We start from the raw sequence: 18,388 nt of genomic DNA, 5'->3' as shown, positions 1-18,388 counted from the left end.
GTTAGTTATGAAATCATACTATTCTATTTCAATTCCAAAACCATGCCATAAAGATTGGTCGCAAATGACTCCAAATGAAAAAGGTCGGTTTTGCCAATCTTGCTCAAAGTCTGTGATTGATTTCACGACAATGTCTCAACACGAAATTCAAGAGTATTTAGCTGCAAATGAGGGTAAAAAACTTTGTGGTCGTTTTAAAATATCGCAATTAGAGCACATTCGAATTAAAATCCCACAACAAATCATACAACAACAAACGAGTTTTCATAAGGTGTTTCTTTTGGCTTTATTGATTGCAATGGGAACTACACTTTTAAATTGTTCTGACCAAAACGGAAATAGCAAAAAAATAAATGCTGTCGAAATTGTAGATACCGTAAAAGCAGACACCATTCACACACCAGAAACAGAAACGCCTAAAACAGATTTTGATTCTATAACTACCTTAAAGCCACCTAAAAAGCCAGATCTGATTAAAAAAATTCAAGCTCCAACACCTATAGTACAAGCTCCAACACCTATAGTAACAGGACTTATGGTGGAGATTATGGGAGATATTGAACCTCCTCAATTAAAAAATGATGAACCTATAGACTTTATTAATATTGATACTGCACCTGAGTTTTTAGACACACCAAACACCATCTCTACATCCGAAAAGAAAGCTTATTTTTCAAAACGAATAACACAATTTGTTACTGATAATTATGACTTAGGTCAAGGTGACTTGGGACTTAAAGGGAAACAACGAATTTTAACGCAATTTACTATTGATAAAAACGGTCTTATTTCAAATATTAAAATTAGAGGACCTCATTTGCAACTAGAGGAAGAGGCTAGGCGTGTTTTAAAATTGTTACCTAAGTTTAAGCCCGGAGAACAGTATAGTGGAAAAGTTTCGGTGGCTTACACTTTACCTATTACCATTTTGATTGAAGACTAATAAAATCTCGTATTTTTACGACGTGAAAAATGAGTTTTTAAAACATATTAATCTTCCAGCGGATTTACGTCAACTAAAACCAGAAGAATTACCGCAACTTGCCCAAGAGTTACGCAGTTTTATTATCAATATCGTTGCAACAAAAGAAGGCCATTTAGGGGCAAGTCTTGGCGTGGTAGAGTTAACTATTGCATTACATTATGTTTTTAACACTCCAGAAGATCAACTTATTTGGGATGTTGGTCACCAAGCTTATGGCCATAAAATACTAACAGGTCGTAAAGATATATTTGATTCCAATAGACAACTTAAAGGCATTAGTGGTTTTCCTAAACGCAGTGAAAGTCATTATGACGCCTTTGGAGTAGGACATTCATCGACCTCTATTTCTGCAGCTTTGGGTATGGCAATTGCATCGCAACTCAAAGGTGAGAACAAACACCATATCGCTGTAATTGGTGATGCTTCTATAGCAAGCGGAATGGCCTTTGAAGGTTTAAACCATGCTGGTGTAACTAATGCTAATTTATTGGTCATTCTCAATGATAATGCCATAGGAATTGATCCAAGTGTTGGAGCCTTAAAACAGTATTTAACCAACGTAAAAAAAGGCACAGAAAAACAAGACAATATTTTTGAAGCTCTAAATTTTAATTATTCAGGACCAATTGATGGTCATGATTTACCGTTATTACTGTCCGAATTAAAACGATTAAAAACGGTAAAAGGCCCAAAATTTTTACACATTATTACCACCAAAGGGAAAGGTTTAAAACAAGCTGAGTTAGACCAGGTAAAATACCATGCACCTGGAAAATTTGATGCTAAAACAGGTGAATTACCATTAAAATCTAAAGAAAAAATCCCACCTAAATTTCAAGATGTATTTGGCGAAACCATCGTAGAGTTAGCTTTAAAAAATGATACTATTATAGGCATTACTCCTGCCATGCCTACTGGAAGTTCATTAAAATATATGATGGAAACGATTCCAAATCGTGCTTTTGATGTTGGTATAGCAGAGCAGCATGCCGTAACACTGGCAGCAGGAATGGCAACACAAGGCCTTATTCCTTTTTGTAATATATATTCCACATTTCTACAACGGGCTTACGACCAAGTGATACACGATGTCGCTTTACAAAATTTACCTGTGATTTTTTGTTTGGATAGAGCAGGATTGGTTGGCGAAGATGGAGCAACGCACCATGGTGTTTTTGATATTGCATACCTTAATTGTGTTCCTAATTTGGTGATTTTTGTACCAAGTAATGCCATTGCGCTTCGGAATATAATGTATACAGCCCAATTGGGCATTGATTTCCCATTGGCCATTCGTTACCCAAGAGGTCGTGGCCAACTATTAGATTGGAAAATGCCTTTTGAAACCATCGACATAGGAAAAGGACTTTGTATAAAACAAGGTACTGACATCGCTATACTTTCAATTGGAACACTCCTAAAAAACGTTGCCGATGCCATTGATTTATTAGACCAAAAAGAAGCTGTTGGTTATTATGACATGCAGTTTGTAAAACCTTTAGATGAGGTATTACTGCACGACATCTTTTCGACATACAAAGCTATTATAACTATTGAAGATGGCACTGTAGTAGGCGGATTTGCATCAGTTATCTTAGCATTTGCAAATGCCAACAATTACAAACAGTCCATAACAACTTTAGGTATCGAAGATAAGTTTATTGAGCATGGAACAGTAAACCAATTACAGCACTTACAACACTTAGATTCGTTTTCTATAAAAAAAAGTATTGAGGACTTACTCTTCGTCCTCAAGGATGGCTAAATCGGTTTGGTTTTTACGTTGATCAACCTGAACATTATCGTAAACGGTCTGCTGTTCGTATGGGTTTGTAATATCATCTAACAACAATAGGCATGTCACTACGACCATGAAAATGACCAAGCCGCCAAGTATATTATTTTTCATAAGTAGGTTTTTTACTGAGGGCTGATTATGAAGTAAATAAATAAAATATTCGGCTAAAAAACAAATTTATTCGACAAAATGCATATGTTATAAAATCTGACCGCGTAATTTTTTATGCAATAGCATCGCATTGGTATCTGACAATTTTGAAATATAAAGACAAACTGCTAACAGGTTTTGATATAACGAATCATTACCCAGTTTTACAGTTTCAGGCAAACTATTAAGCAACAATTTATCATAACTAGACATGTTACCTTCAAAATAGTTGTATGCCAGTTTACCATAGGATTTTAATAGCTGGTTAAGAATTTCGTAACCTGCAATTTCCTTATTTAATACGTCTTTAGAGCGGTAAACATTCTTAACGCTTATATCAATAATATCTTTTATCTGTGCTTTATACTGACTGACCTCTAACAAAGCTGTTTCAAATTCACCAGCTAAAATAGCTTCTTCATGCTGCATAAATAGAGACGCAGCTTCATTTATTAATCGTCCTATCGCTAAGGCTCGTAAATAACTCACACGATCCTCAGTGGTTTTTAAGGCGTGGTAATTTTCTGTTTTTATACTGCCTCTCACCAAATTAATTAAATATTCTAAAGCATATTCTTCTTCAATCAATCCTAGGTTAATACCATCTTCAAAATCTATTATGGTATAACAAATGTCATCTGCAGCTTCAACTAAAAATGCTAAAGGGTGTCTTTCATAGCTTTGGTAAGCATCACTTCGTTTTATTAACCCTAATTCGGTAGCAACATCTTCAAACATCTGTTTTTCACTTTGAAAAAACCCATATTTTTTATCTACAACATGTTTCGACGGTTTTTTGGGTAAGGATTCTTTTGGGTATTTCGTAAAAGCTCCCAAAGTGGCATAACTCAATCTTAAACCTCCTTCTCTACCAGCTCTGCTTTCCGTTAAAATCTTAAAGCCGTTGGCATTGCCTTCAAAATCACATAAATCTTGGTATTCTGATTTGGTTAAGTACGTTTTAAATTCGGCACCATTGCCTTCTTTAAAATAAGCGCCAATAGCTTTTTCACCTGAATGTCCGAATGGTGGATTCCCAATATCATGAGCCAAAGCAGCAGCAGCAACAATAGCTCCAAAATCATTCATTCTATATCCATGAACATTTTCTAGATGTGGATGTTTTTTCAATAAGAGTTCACCTACTTTTCTTCCTAAAGACCGACCAACAACGCTTACTTCTAAACTATGGGTTAAGCGTGTATGTACAAAATCGGTTTTAGATAAAGGCACCACTTGTGTTTTATCTTGAAGCCCTCTAAATTCTGAAGAAAATATAATACGGTCATAATCGACCTCAAAGCCCAATCGGGTTTCATCTTGTTCTTTTCGTAATCTTTTATTGGTGTCCCCAAATCGCTTTAAGGAGAGTAATTGTTCCCAGTTCATAGTTCTACTATTAGAAGATGCAAGATATATAAATTGCTATACAATTGATTATATAAAGTTTAGTTAGATATTAGAATTTTTCAATGTTATGTTATTGTTTCCTAAAAACAAAATGGGTTAATACTAAGCTAACAGTAATCTAACCTTTTCATTACAAACCTTTAATTTTAAGATAACCTGTCAAGAAACAAATCATAGTTTCTTTGCAGCATAACATTTAATGAAAAAAACAAAATGAAAACAATTAAAAATTTACTTTTCTTACTTGCATTTTCTTTAGTTGCATTTAATTGCAGCAGCGATGATGATAATACTACTGATGATGGCGGTGGGGATGAAAACGAAAACATCGTAAAAACAGGTATTTTAACTGCAAACGAAACATGGACTTCTGACAACATTTACGAATTAGACGGAAAAGTTGTTGTAAATGAAGGTGTAACTTTAACAATTGAGCCTGGTACTATTATTAAAGGTGGTCAAGGTTTAGAATCATTAGCTTCTGCTTTAGTTGTAGATCAAGGTGGTAAAATAATCGCAAACGGAACAGCAAGCGCTCCAATTATAATGACTTCAGTCTTAGATAACATTGAAGTTGGACAAGCTGCAGGAACAAACTTAGATCAAAATGATACTGGATTATGGGGTGGTTTAATCATCTTAGGTCGTGCTCCTATCTCTGTAAGTGGTAATGTTGGTACTGCGCAAATTGAAGGTATCGCTGCAAATGAGCCTTACGGACAATATGGTGGTGACATCGCTGATGACAACTCTGGTTCTTATAAATATATTTCTGTGAGACATGGTGGAATTACTATCGGTTCTGACAATGAAATCAACGGCATCACTATGGGTGGTGTTGGTACTGGTACTGTAATGGAAAACCTTGAGGTAGTTGCTAACGCAGATGATGGTTTTGAATGGTTTGGTGGTACTGTAAATGGTAAAAACTTTATTACTTGGGCTCATGGTGATGATGGACTAGATGCTGACCAAGCTTGGTCTGGTACGATGGATAATGCTTTAGTGATTCAAACTAGCGAATCTGGTAGTGCGTTAGAATTAGATGGCCCTGAAGGAACCTCTACTAATGGTTACACTATGACAAATATTACTTTAATCGGTGATGCTGCAAATGAACATTTTACAGATTGTAGAGATGGTTTAATTGCCAACTTAAATAACGTATTAGCTTATGGCTTTGGTGAAAATACCACATTACGCTTTAAAGATGAAGATTCTGTTACTGAATTAGCTGCAGATGCATTAACATTTTCTGACTGGGAAATTGTTTTACCTGCTGGTGTTGCACTTGCTGACATCGTAGAAGGTGCAGAAGGAAACGATGCTAAATTCACAGATAACGTAACAACTATTGAAAGTGCATCTACTGCAACTGTTGGTGCAAATACATCTGTATTCGGTTGGACTTATACAGCATCTCAAAGTGCATTCTAAATTAATAAATAAAATATAATTATTTAAATGTCCGGAAATTACTTTTCGGGCATTTTTCTAGTTTTTAAAATAAACTAACAAATGCTTAAATCAGCAACTCTATTTTTAGCGCTTTTATTTTCCTTTTCATTTTTATCAGCACAACAAACTGGAACTGTCACAGGAAAATTACTCGATGGTGAGTTTAATGACGTTCTTCCTTTTGCTAATGTTGTAGTTCAAAATACGTCAACGGGAACCACCACCGATTTTGATGGTGAATACTTATTAGAATTAGAAGAAGGTACCTATACCATTGTCTATTCATTTGTTGGCTATGAAACTAAAGCCATCACAGATGTAATCATTAAAGCTAATAATGTTACCGAAGTCAATGTAACTTTAAACCCTTCGTCTTCTGCGTTAAGCGAAGTCGTAATTACAACCTCTACTAGACGAAACACAGAAGAATCTGTATTAAACATGCAACGTAACTCAACTGTATTACTAGATGGGCTTTCCATTGAAAGCATAAAAAAAGCAGGTGCTGGTGATATTGCTTCCGCGATAAAAAGCGTCCCAGGTGTGTCTGTACAAGGCGGAAAGTATGTATATGTAAGAGGTTTAGGTGATCGTTACACCAAATCTATTTTAAACCATATGGATATTCCTGGTCTTGACCCCGACAAGAACACCATTCAAATGGATGTTTTTCCTACGAATATTTTAGAAAACATTATAGTCATAAAATCAGGGTCAGCTGATTTACCTGCAGATTTCACAGGTGGTGTTGTTGATATTATTACTAAAGATTTCCCCTCTAAAAAAACCATGAGTTTTTCTGTCTCTGGAAGCTACAATCCAGATATGACATTTAACTCTAATTATTTAAGTTACGAAGGTAGTGGTACGGATTTCCTAGGTTTTGACGATGGTTCTAGAGCATTACCAATTTCATCAACAGCAACAATTCCAAATCCGGCTTCAGCAAATAATTCGAGCTTAGAAAGTATTACCCGTTCATTTAACAGCACTTTAGCCACAGAACGTAATACAAGCTTACCAAACTTAAGTTTAGGATTTAATTACGGAAACCAATTTAAAGTAGGTGATAATCGTTTAGGTGTAATTGCCTCTATAAATTATAAAAACGAAACTAAATTTTATGAAGGTTTTGAAAATGGGGTGTATCAAAAAGATGAAGATCGTGATGTTAATGAATTAAGATTTGATAGACGACAAAGAGGTGATTTAGGAGAAAATAATGTCTTATTAAGTGGTCTTGCAGGATTGTCTTTTAAAACAGATAACTCAAAATACAACTTTAATGTATTACACCTACAAAGTGGAGAAAGCAGAGCGGCCTTATTTGATCAAGTGACTGAAATTTCTAATGCAATTACAGTTGCTAAAGACAACTTAGAGTATACGCAACGTTCCTTAACTAATTTTTTAATTGGTGGTCAACACAATAGTGTGGATAGCGATTTTATAACAGAATGGAAAGTATCACCAAGTTTTAGCCGTGTTTACGATAAAGATGTACGATTAACGACGTTTATTTTAAACTCAGATGGCTCTACTAATATTAGTTCTGATGCTGGTTTTCCTCAACGTTTATGGAGAGATTTAGAAGAAGTGAATCTCACAGGAAAATTAGACTTTACAAAAAAATACAATCTATTTAATAACCAAGCCGCTTTAAAGTTTGGTGCTTTAGCGAGCTATAAACAAAGAGATTATGGTATCTATAAATATGAAGTTGCTTTTAGAGATATCAGCACCTCTAGCTTTAATGGGGATGCAGATGCGATTTTAGACCCGAGTAATATTTGGACGCCTGAAACTAATTCTGGTTCGTACATTCGTGGTAATTTTGAGCCCGCTAACACCTACGACGCTTCTCAAAATACAGCCGCAGCTTATGTATCAAATGAATTTAAAATTATAGACAAGTTAAAAACCATCGTTGGTTTACGTGCAGAGTACTTCACCACATTATTTACTGGTCAGAACAATTCTGGTTCTGAAATGTATGATAATGAACAAACCATTGAAGAACTCGATTTATTTCCTTCGGCTAACTTTATCTACGAAGTGAATGATGCTTCTAATTTGCGATTGTCTTACTTTCGTACGGTAGCCAGACCTAGCTTTAAAGAATTATCTGTGGTACAGATTCCAGATTTATTAACAGGTCTTATATTTTTAGGTAATATTGATTTACAGCCCTCTTATATCAATAACTTTGATTTACGCTATGAGTTTTTTGGAGAAAAAGCACAAATGTTTGCTGTTAGTGGATTTTACAAACGATTTAAAGACCCTATTGAATTAGTGGCCTATTCATTTGTGGCACCAAACCAATTTACACCTAGAAACTCACCAGAAGCACAAGTCTATGGTATTGAATTTGAAGGGCGTAAAAACTTTGGCTTCATCTCTGAAAGTTTAACTGATTTAAGCTTTAATGTAAATGTATCAGTAATTAAATCTGAAATTGAAATGGCAAAAGGTGAAGGTCAAGAATACGAATCGAGGCAACAATTTGCTAGAGATGGAGAAACAATAGATGACACACGTGAGTTACAAGGACAATCACCATATTTGGTAAATGTAGGCCTTAATTATAACAATACAGACTCTGGTTTTGAAACCGGATTGTTTTATAACGTACAAGGTAAAACTTTAGAAGTTGTAGGATTTGGTAAAAACCCAGATGTGTATACACAGCCTTTTAATAGTTTAAACTTTAATCTATCTAAAAGCTTTGGTGAAGATAACCGCTCAAAGATTAGCTTAAAGATAGATAACATACTTAACGATGATCGTCTAAGCCAGTATGAATCTTATGGAGATATCAGCGCTGACTTTTCATCAAGAAATCCAGGAACTACTTTTAGCCTTGGTTATAGTATGAATCTGTAGATATCCTAATATTTTAGTATAAACAAAAAGAGGTCGTCTAAATAGACGACCTCTTTTTATTAAACCTTATAAGTCTAATTATTAGAAACTAACGCTCTATCATTAGACCACTCAACAACACTTACAATAGCATTGTTTTTATAATCTACTTCTTTTAAAGAATCACCTTCCCAAAAGAACCATTTACCAACTTTTTTTCCTGCGTTATACGTTGCAGAAGCTGTTTTATTTCCTTCAAAATCATAACTCGTCCATTCGCCTTGTAATTTACCATCGGCATTAAAAGTACCTTTTTGTGCTACTTCACCGTTATCATGATAATAGGTCGCTGTAGTTACATCACCTTTCTTCTCTAATTTTGGTTGATTTTTATCTTGAGCGTAAGTAAACCCTACACAAAATAGTACTAATATCATTGCTATCTTTTTCATATCTATTTGGGTTTTAATTTGTATTTGCCTTACGAATATAACATATAATTTACATTTAAACAACATTTACATAACATTTAGTTAACATTAGAAATGTATTTAACTGTTTTCTAACCCTTTACATATTTCAAAATAGTTAACATAGAAAAACCAGTCCGTACCATTTAAAATTAAGCCACTCATTTTCAGTTTAAATAAGGAGGCTTTAATGGTGTTAAAACTTTAGTGCATTTAGCGTTAATACATTTACACATTTTAATGCATTACCGTAAAAATTGTCTGAACTCATTTTCTACCTACTGCAGCGTCCTCAGTTTAATAATAACATTAAGGTAACATTCACCTAAAAGCATATAAAGATATTTGCACGTTTCTTTTTAATTAAGAATTTATGGATAATATTTATTTATTAATGATCATTGCTTTAGTCATTTTAGCCGTTGCTGATTTGGTTGTAGGTGTAAGTAATGATGCAGTTAATTTCTTAAACTCAGCTATTGGGTCTAAGGCTATTTCCTTTAAAACAGTGGTAATCATCGCAAGTGTCGGTGTTGCTATTGGAGCTATTTTTTCTAGTGGAATGATGGAGGTCGCCCGAAAAGGGATATTCAATCCTGGGGAGTTTATGTTTAATGAAATCATGATTATTTTCATGGCAGTAATGATTACAGATATTTTACTCCTAGACTTTTTTAATACTATTGGATTACCGACTTCTACTACAGTTTCAATCGTTTTTGAGTTATTAGGAGCATCAGTCGCTATATCATTGATAAAAATTGGTCATGATGGTGGTGGTTTTTTTGAAATTACAAAATACATTAATACATCTGAGGCCACTAAAATCATTTTAGGAATATTGCTCTCAGTCGTCGTTGCTTTCACTATAGGTGCTATTGTTCAATGGTTTTCAAGGCTTTTACTTTCATATAATTTTGAAGAAAAAGCGATTTGGGTTGGTGCCATTTTTGGTGGTATAGCATTAACAGCTTTAACCTATTTTATTTTTATAAAAGGTTTAAAAGGGACGTCTTATGCAAGTACTAACTATGACCTTTTTGGTGGATTAACCATGAAGGAATTCTTAGAAAACAATGTCTTATCTATATTGGCTGCAAGTTCGGTAATCTGGTCAGCACTATCTTATGTATTAATTTTATTTTTTAAGATTAATATTTATAAATTAATAATTATCGTAGGAACCTTTGCTTTAGCATTAGCCTTTGCAGGAAATGATTTAGTGAATTTTATTGGTGTCCCAATGGCAGCCTATAACGCTTTTGAGTTGTGGGTAGCTTCAGGACTATCGGCAGATCAATTCCCAATGGGAGTTCTTGCAGAAAAGGTACCAGCAAACAACTGGTTATTATTTGCAGCAGGAATGATAATGGTATTAACCTTATGGTTTTCTAGTAAGGCTAAATCGGTTGTAAAAACATCACTCGATCTCTCTAGCCAAGGAGAAACAGAAGAGCGATTTCAACCCAATTTTTTATCACGTTCTTTTGTAAGAAGTGCTATGGCAATGTCTCAAATGTCTGCTTATATCTTACCAGACTCTTGGCAACAAAAGATAGATAAGCAATTTGAAGAGCCAACTGCTCCTAAGCATGTTAAAACTGAAGATTTACCCGCTTTTGATATGGTTAGAGCAGCCGTAAACTTAATGGTTGCAGCAGTCTTAATTTCAATTGCAACGTCTGAAAAACTACCATTATCTACAACGTATGTTACGTTTATGGTAGCCATGGGTACCTCTTTAGCCGATAGAGCTTGGGGAGCAGAAAGTGCTGTTTATAGAGTTGCTGGAGTTATCAACGTTATTGGAGGATGGTTTTTTACAGCTTTTAGTGCCTTTTCTGCGGCAGCATTAGTTGCTTATTTATTGAACCTTAACTTAGAGGTTATGTTCCCAATTTTGTTACTTGTAGCTATTGGTTTATTAATACGAAGCTCTATTGTTCATAACAGAAAATCTAAAGCAACCATCGCTGAAGATAGCTTAACAAAAACAGGAAGCAGATCAGTACAAGGTGTAATTATAGAAAGTGCAGGAAACATTTCGAATGTTGTAAAACGTGGAAATAGAATTTACACTAATGCTATTGAAGGCTTAGCAAAACAAGATCTGTCTTTACTTAAAAAGAACAAAAAGCAAGTCAATAAACTCTCTAACGAGGTTGATATTCTAAGAGATAATATCTTCTATTTTATTAAAAATCTAGATGAAACCAGCTTACGTGCTAGTAGTTTCTACATTAATATTTTAGGTTATTTACAGGATATGACACAATCTTTAGAGTACATCTCTAAAACAAGTCATAAGCATATTCATAACAATCATAAGAAGCTTAAATTTAGCCAGATTAAGGAATTAAAAGAAATTGATCAAACACTCGAAGAGTTATTCAATAATACAAAAGCAGCTTTCGATTCCCATTCTTTTGAACAAATAGGAACTATAATTGAGCAAAAGAAAGAATTATTTGATTTGGTAACCGATAAAATTAATAAACAAGTTTCAAGGACGAGGACTGAAGAGTCTAGCCCAAAGAACACAACTTTATATTTTAGTTTATTACTAGAAACAAAAGATTTACTAACGGCAGTGATGAATCTGTTAGAAGAATATTACAACTCTCATGATAGTTCAGTAGAGCCTGCAACGATCCAAACGACAGAAGAAGAGTCGTAAATCTTTTTAAACATTATAATAAAAGCTTCAAGTCTAAATTCGATTTGAAGCTTTTTTTGTGTAGAAAAACGAACTAAGAACAACCAATCAACGTCATCAATTTTAATAAGTTAGACTACAACCTTAAGTATTTGTCATCATAATTCGAAGCCAAATACATCGCAATAAATTCTCAAAAATGTTAAATAATTTTGACGTTCAACATCCAAAGTCGACCTTTAATCGTATATATAACTTTAAAACTATAATAACCAAAAATTATAAAATGAAGAAAATTTCAATCCTATTAGTAACCGCTGTCGTATTAAGTTCATGTGTATCTAAGAAAAAATACGTTGCGTTAGAGCAACAACACGGTGAAACCGTAAGTGAGCTTACGAAGACAAGAGTAGAAAAAGAAGATTTAGAAAATAAGTTCGCAGCAATTGAAGCGCGTGTTAGCCAATACAATGCTAAAATTCAATCTTTAAATGAAGATGTTGAAGGCTTAACAATTGATAACAAAGCAAAATTTCAAGTTTCTGAAGATGGTACAGTAGCCTCTGGGGAAAGTAAAGAAAAAATGCGCGCAACGCTTCAAAACGTAGATCCAGAAAAATTAGCAGGTGCAAAAACGTTAAAAGATTCTATGAACTTAGCGATACAGCACAACCTTAGCAAAGCTATGGACACTAGCGATCTAGATGAAGACGACGATATTGTTGTAGACATCAACGAAACTGTAGTGATGATTTCTATAGATGATGATATGTTATTTAACACGGCGAGTTACAGAGTTGGAAACAAAGCTGATAAAATCTTAAAGAAATTAGCTGACGTTATTAACTCAGAGCCAAGCTTAGATGTTATGGTAGAAGGCCATACAGATTCTAGAAGTATTAACACAGATAAAATTGCAGATAACTGGGATTTAAGTGTATTACGTGCAACCTCTGTAGTGAGAAAATTACAAAAACAATTTAATGTGGCACCAGAACAATTAATTGCATCTGGACGTAGTAGCTACCAACCTTTAGTTGAAAACGATTCTAGAGATAATCGTGCTAAAAACCGTAGAACACGTATTATTTTAATGCCAAACATTGATAAGTTCTTTGCTCTTATGGAGGAAAAATAATTCCATTAACCTATTTATGGGTACATTTAAAAAAGCATCCTCCCGAACAATTCGGCATTGGATGCTTTTTTTTATTTGTTAAATTGTACTTTGTAGAAAAATATTTAATATGAAGTTTATTTTAATGCTGATGGCACTCGTTATATCTATTTCGGGTTATAGTCAAGATATAACCTCACAAGAGGTCTTAAAAAACGCGATAGATTACCATGATCCAAACAACAATTGGAGTCAGTTTAATAATACGTTTACCGTAGTAATGACAACACCCAAATCTCCCAAACGCACCAGTGTCATATCTATTAATTTACCTGCAGAATACTTTAGTGTTACAGCTACTAAAGACACTGTTACCACAACTTACACTTTAGATAAAGGACAGTGTAAAATGCGTTATAACGGGCAAGTTTTAGACAGCATTTCTGCTAAAGAAAAAAACATGACTTGCGATAGAGCCACACTATATAAAAACTACTATTCGTATTTATATGGTTTACCTATGAAATTGAAAGATCCAGGCACTAATCTTAGTGATACTGTTGAACGAAAAACCTTTAAAGGAAAGGAATACTTAGTTTTAAAAGTCACCTATGACGAAGCAGTAGGAAGCGATGTATGGTATTTCTATTTTAATCCTGAAACCTTTGCTATGGAAATCTATCAGTTCTTTAAAACAGATGAGCATGGTAAAGAAAAACCAGATTCAGGTGAATACATATTGCTTTCAGAAGAAGCTAACGTAAATGGTATTAAAATGCCTAAAGTAAGAGCTTGGTATTACAATAAAGCAGATAAATATTTAGGGACTGATACTTTGGTTGAATAATAGGTCTCTTAATCTATATTTAAATAAAAAAGCATCTCATTTCTGAGATGCTTTTTTAAGTTCAGATAATAACCCTTTTAACCTACTAAGAGTTTTGGCAAATAATCTAATGCTATCGGATCACGATCTTTGAAATACTTTTGAGCATTTTCAGGTATCCATTTATCAAATACAAATCTTCTAAATATTGGTAAAGCTTCTACAGGATATATTCTAGCCTCAACATCTGGTCTCTCATCAGGAAATGAATGGTCATAATATTTATGAGAGCCATTAAATTCGGAATTATTTTTTTTTAGATAGTTTGAAAACATTATGCCAACTGAAATATCTGGCATTATTTGTTTACCTGTTTCTCCTCTGTCTGGAATTTCATAACCTACTTTTTCCAATTCAGCATTTAGTGTTACGAATAATTCACTTATAACAGAAAAGTAATTTCTATCTATTTTATGAAGATTGTCTTTATATCTTAAGTAAAAATTAGGAGATTTACTTCTTTTAATCTTTCCGTAAAATCCTTTTTTTCTGATTGAAGGAATAACTTCATCAAATAACCAGTCTTGAAATTTTTCAGCCGATTCTAATTTTGACTCAAATATTAACCTATAAACGTTTGATTCTTTAATTAATGTAACGATTTGGTTTCCGTTTTGAGTCGGGATCTCGTGTTTCACGACACCTTTTTTTCTACAGTAACTATCAACAGCATCTCTTCCGTTTGAATAGCCTAATATGTTAGTAACATTAGCTGCTACAAACCAAATTTCACCTTCAATCTCTACTGTTCTAATTTCATTAAACATTTGTTCTTCTTCTGATTCAAACTTGAATATTTCTACTTGCATAATTTATACTATTTATTTTATGTATAAACTCTATATTTAACGTTTACACAATTATTAACAAAAAGTGGTTCATAAATAATTCAGGTTCATAAAGCCTGAAAACATTACGAGTTTAAGCCACTAACTCATTTGTGGAAATATTTAACTTGGTAGAAGTATTCAAATTTTGTTTCTTTGCAGAACAAAATGTGAGATGAGTTAATCTCGTTTCTTATTAATTACATTTTTATTTGGATCCGACCCCGAATATTGTAATCAAAAAACCAAGAGAGATATTTCGCGATGTCTCTTTTTTTTATGTCTTCATCTAACTCTTCATTTTATATTTTTTTATTTAACTTTTCAAATTATTTATAGTTCAACCTATTTAGAAATACATTTTGGTCTGTTTCCAAAATAAAACACCTAAAAAACTCATTATTAATAAACTAAATGTTTTTTAACACTTCAAAATTACGCCTTAAAAAACCGCCCATACTGACACGAGCGGCTCTTTAATTAACACTTAATTTTATAAGATTCCTGCTTTCGCAGGAATTTTATTTACCCTTCACAACTGGTACATTCTTTCTTTTGCTTAAACTTCTGTGCAGCATTCATACTGTGTTGGTAGTACAATGATTTTACACCCAATTGCCAAGCCGTAACATAAAGCTTATTAATATCTTTAACTGGCATATCTGGATGTACCATAATGTTTAACGACTGTGCTTGATCTATATGGTTTTGTCTGTTTGCGGCCTGATAGATAATAGACATTTGGTCAATTTCAGAATAGGTTTTAAACACCTCTTTTTCATGCTCTGTAAGTCCTTCTAAATGCTGAACAGATCCATCGTAATCTCTAATACTTCTCCATACCTCATTAGTGTTCATGCCTTTTTCTTCTAAAAGCGCAACTAAATAAGGGTTCTTAATTGTCGTTTTAATTTTGGCAATATCTTTTACATAACTGTTAGACCAAATTGGCTCAATACCTTGAGATACTTGTCCTAAAATAAATGCCGAAGAGGTTGTTGGCGCAACAGCATTTAAGGTTGTATTACGTCTTCCGTAGCCTTTTAATACTTCTGGCTCACCAAATAATTTAGCTAATTCTTCAGACGCCTTAACCGACTTATCTTTTATAGTTTTAAAGATTTCACTGTTTAAGTCAAATGCTTCTTTACTATCAAAACCTACCATTTTAGATTGTAATAATGAGTGCCATCCTAGAGCACCTAAACCTAAAGCTCTATTTTCTTTAGCGAAATTATAAGCTTTTTCCATAAACATGAAAGTTTGCCTATTATCTCTATCTTCAGAATCTCGGTACACTTCTAATTTAGTAATGAATTCTTCCAAAACGGCATCTAAGAAATAAACCATAGTTTCAACCGCATCTGTATCTTTCCACTTATCATAATGTAATAAGTTTATAGATGACAATACACATACAAACGACCACTTGTCGTTAGTTGGTAACATAATTTCTGAACACAAATTACTCGCGTAAATTTCGTGCTTATTATCTCTATATACATCTGGAGCATTATGGTTAGCATTATCTCTAAAGAAGATATAAGGATACCCTATTTCTCCTCTACGTTGTAACACTTTTGCCCAAATGGCTCTTTTATCAGCATCACCATCGATCATTTCTTGCATCCACTCGTTACCTACAGTAACACCATGCGTTAATTCTTGAATTGGATTACCTTCCGTACCGATTTCTAAAAACTCGTGAATATCAGCATGATCTATTGGTAAATATGGCGAAAAACGACCTCTTCTTACAGAACCTTGACTTACTACATCAACCATTTTCTCAAACAATTGCATAATGTGTACAGCCCCAGAAGATTCACCATTATTTTTTACAGGCGCACCTCTATGACGTAATTTACCAAAATAACCAGACGTTCCACCACCTAATTTAGACATCATACCAACTTCCGATTGTGTATAAAGGATATCTCCCATATCATCAGAAATGTGCGAACCAAAACAACTAATTGGTAAGCCACGTCTTTTTCCAAAGTTAGACCACACTGGAGACGCTAATGAGTAATAGCCTTCGGCCATATAGCCATAGAACTTATCTGCATAACCCTCAATGCCTAAAATTCTTTCTGCGTTATTAGCAATTTCTCTAATTCTTTCCTCAGGAGTAGTATCTCCTGTAAGGTAACCAGAGGCTAAAAACTGACGACTATGCTCTGTTAACCATTTTATTTCTGGTTCAGCCTTAGCTTCTTTAATAGCTTCTTTTCTCGCTTTGATTAAGTCGTCGTGTTGAGACGTCTTTGTTGCTTCTGTGTTCAATTTGTTCTCAAGATCTGTGTTAGTGTGGTTGCTCATAGTTTAAAATAGGTCGTCGCTGGTTATACTTTTTGTTCTTTTGCTATAGTTGATAGAACGCTTTACGAAGAAATCTCCGTGCTTTGTTCCAATAATTTCGTCATCAAACCATTCGGTTTGTGCTACTAATTCTTCGTTGATATCAAATACTTTTTCAATACCAATACTCTCTAATGAATTATTAAATCTGTTCTTTATAAATTCATTTATCACATCTTTTGGTAAGAAGTCTAATTCTCCGGCTTCAAAAATCCAGTCAATAAGTTTACTTTCTGAAATAAAAGCTTCTTTACATAATTCTTTAACTAAAGTACTATGCTCGTCATCAAACCATGTTGGATTTTCTTTTTTAATAATTCTAATGACATCAATTCCAAAATCACCATGAATTTGCTCTTCTTTAGAGGTTGCTTCAACCACATTAGACACACCTTTTAGCATATTTTTATGCTTATTGAAAGCCATAATGATTAAAAACTGAGAGAAAAGCGACACGTGTTCTATAAAAAGAGAAAACAGTAAAATAGACTCTGCATACTCTTTATTATCTTCACTTTTTGCGTTTTTCAAAGCTGTTTCTAAATAATGAACACGTCTCATTATTACAGGCTTTTTCTTTAAGTTTTTAAACTCGTTATTAAGACCTAAAATCTCTAATAAGTGAGAGTATGCATCTTGGTGGCGCACTTCACTTTCTGCAAATGTGGCTCCAACAGACCCAATTTCTGGTTTTGGCATTTTATGGTAAATGTCTCCCCAAAATGATTTCACAGCAACTTCAATCTGTGAAATTGCAAGCATTGTGTTTTTAATCGCATTTTGCTCTACAATGGTCAATCTTGTCTTAAAATCCTGAATATCACTTGTAAAGTTAAATTCTGAATGAATCCAATACGAGTGTCTTATCGCATCTACATATTCATTAAGTTCTGGATACTCATAAGGTTTTAAATTAATACGCTTCTCAAAAATATTTGTTTTTCTAAGTCGTGCTTGTTCGTCTCTATATAATATGTAGGCTTTTGCTACATCATGAAAAGCACTTTGCATTAATTTTTCCTCAACTAAATCCTGTACTTCTTCTACAGTAGGTAAATAGTTATGATCTTTTCCTTTTCTATCAAGTAAAGTCTGCAACACATCTACAGAAATTGTGTTGGCATCTTCTTTAGAGCCATTTCCAACAGAAAGCATTGCTTTTTCAATCGCATTAGAAATTTTATTTAAAACAAACGGACTTGTTTCATAATCTCTTTTAATAATTTGAGTAATCTCCATATCTCTTTAATTTAAAGCCTATTTAGTCATTAGAGTGATTTTAAACCACTCTAAAAAGTATTAATGAATCCGTAAAACGTTCTATGTTTTTCCTTTATAATAAAGGGGCGAATTTTAAAAAAAATAAAATTTTCTTCAGCTTTTTGAAATCTAAAGACTAGAAAAA

Annotated in this window: 13 protein-coding genes; 7 read left to right on the top strand and 6 right to left on the bottom strand. The window is 33.6% G+C overall.

All coding sequences use genetic code 11. From position 1 onward, the window contains the following. Positions 1-7 precede the first annotated feature (7 nt). Positions 8-943, top strand: a complete 936-nt coding sequence (locus ITJ86_RS07965) for an energy transducer TonB (RefSeq protein ID WP_195871108.1) — start codon at positions 8-10, stop codon at positions 941-943. A gap of 22 nt (positions 944-965) precedes the next feature. After that, positions 966-2,750 (top strand): 1-deoxy-D-xylulose-5-phosphate synthase, encoded by a 1,785-nt coding sequence (locus tag ITJ86_RS07960; RefSeq protein ID WP_195871179.1) that lies wholly within the window; start codon positions 966-968, stop codon positions 2,748-2,750. Here the strand turns inward: ITJ86_RS07960 and ITJ86_RS07955 are convergent. Both ITJ86_RS07955 and ITJ86_RS07950 read right to left on the bottom strand, forming a co-directional pair. Beyond that, entirely contained in the window at positions 2,724-2,894 is a 171-nt protein-coding gene (locus ITJ86_RS07955; protein ID WP_195871107.1) for a hypothetical protein, read from the bottom strand. The genes ITJ86_RS07960 and ITJ86_RS07955 overlap by 27 nt on opposite strands. 87 nt (positions 2,895-2,981) lie before the next feature. After that, positions 2,982-4,322: a deoxyguanosinetriphosphate triphosphohydrolase gene (locus ITJ86_RS07950; RefSeq protein ID WP_195871106.1), complete on the bottom strand. Its 1,341-nt coding sequence runs from the start codon at positions 4,320-4,322 to the stop codon at positions 2,982-2,984. 234 nt (positions 4,323-4,556) lie between these two features. Between ITJ86_RS07950 and ITJ86_RS07945 the strand changes: the two genes are divergently transcribed. Both ITJ86_RS07945 and ITJ86_RS07940 read left to right on the top strand, forming a co-directional pair. Further along, positions 4,557-5,780 carry a hypothetical protein gene (locus ITJ86_RS07945; protein ID WP_195871105.1) on the top strand — a complete coding sequence of 408 codons (1,224 nt, stop codon included), beginning with the start codon at positions 4,557-4,559 and terminating at the stop codon, positions 5,778-5,780. Positions 5,781-5,861: 81 nt separating this feature from the next. Beyond that, complete coding sequence (locus ITJ86_RS07940) at positions 5,862-8,687, top strand: TonB-dependent receptor (protein ID WP_195871104.1); 2,826 nt, start codon at positions 5,862-5,864, stop codon at positions 8,685-8,687. Positions 8,688-8,761: 74 nt separating this feature from the next. On the opposite strand, the gene ITJ86_RS07935 is transcribed toward ITJ86_RS07940, so the two are convergent. Next, entirely contained in the window at positions 8,762-9,118 is a 357-nt protein-coding gene (locus ITJ86_RS07935) for a toxin-antitoxin system YwqK family antitoxin (protein ID WP_195871103.1), read from the bottom strand. 391 nt (positions 9,119-9,509) lie between these two features. On the opposite strand from ITJ86_RS07935, the gene ITJ86_RS07930 reads away from it, so the two are divergent. The 3 genes from ITJ86_RS07930 to ITJ86_RS07920 all read left to right on the top strand — a co-directional run bounded on the left by ITJ86_RS07930 (position 9,510) and on the right by ITJ86_RS07920 (position 13,756). Beyond that, positions 9,510-11,813, top strand: coding sequence for an inorganic phosphate transporter (locus ITJ86_RS07930; protein ID WP_195871102.1), 2,304 nt, complete (start codon positions 9,510-9,512; stop codon positions 11,811-11,813). A gap of 265 nt (positions 11,814-12,078) precedes the next feature. Further along, a complete protein-coding gene (locus ITJ86_RS07925; RefSeq protein ID WP_195871101.1) occupies positions 12,079-12,930 on the top strand; it encodes an OmpA/MotB family protein in 852 nt (283 codons plus the stop codon). Between the two features lie 109 nt (positions 12,931-13,039). Next, positions 13,040-13,756 carry a DUF6503 family protein gene (locus ITJ86_RS07920; protein WP_195871100.1) on the top strand — a complete coding sequence of 239 codons (717 nt, stop codon included), beginning with the start codon at positions 13,040-13,042 and terminating at the stop codon, positions 13,754-13,756. Between the two features lie 77 nt (positions 13,757-13,833). Here the strand turns inward: ITJ86_RS07920 and ITJ86_RS07915 are convergent, their stop codons facing one another. The 3 genes from ITJ86_RS07915 to ITJ86_RS07905 all read right to left on the bottom strand — a co-directional run bounded on the left by ITJ86_RS07915 (position 13,834) and on the right by ITJ86_RS07905 (position 18,222). Then, positions 13,834-14,604 (bottom strand): BRO-N domain-containing protein, encoded by a 771-nt coding sequence (locus ITJ86_RS07915; protein ID WP_195871099.1) that lies wholly within the window; start codon positions 14,602-14,604, stop codon positions 13,834-13,836. Positions 14,605-15,147: 543 nt separating this feature from the next. Then, positions 15,148-16,944: a ribonucleoside-diphosphate reductase subunit alpha gene (locus tag ITJ86_RS07910; RefSeq protein WP_195871098.1), complete on the bottom strand. Its 1,797-nt coding sequence runs from the start codon at positions 16,942-16,944 to the stop codon at positions 15,148-15,150. Between the two features lie 3 nt (positions 16,945-16,947). Further along, the gene (locus tag ITJ86_RS07905) at positions 16,948-18,222 is read right to left on the bottom strand and encodes a ribonucleotide-diphosphate reductase subunit beta (RefSeq protein WP_195871097.1); all 1,275 of its coding nucleotides are present in this window, start codon (positions 18,220-18,222) and stop codon (positions 16,948-16,950) included. Positions 18,223-18,388: the final 166 nt, after the last annotated feature.

This window comes from Winogradskyella marina (assembly GCF_015645385.1).
Classification (GTDB): domain Bacteria; phylum Bacteroidota; class Bacteroidia; order Flavobacteriales; family Flavobacteriaceae; genus Winogradskyella; species Winogradskyella marina.
This window is presented reverse-complemented; position numbering and strand designations above follow the sequence as displayed.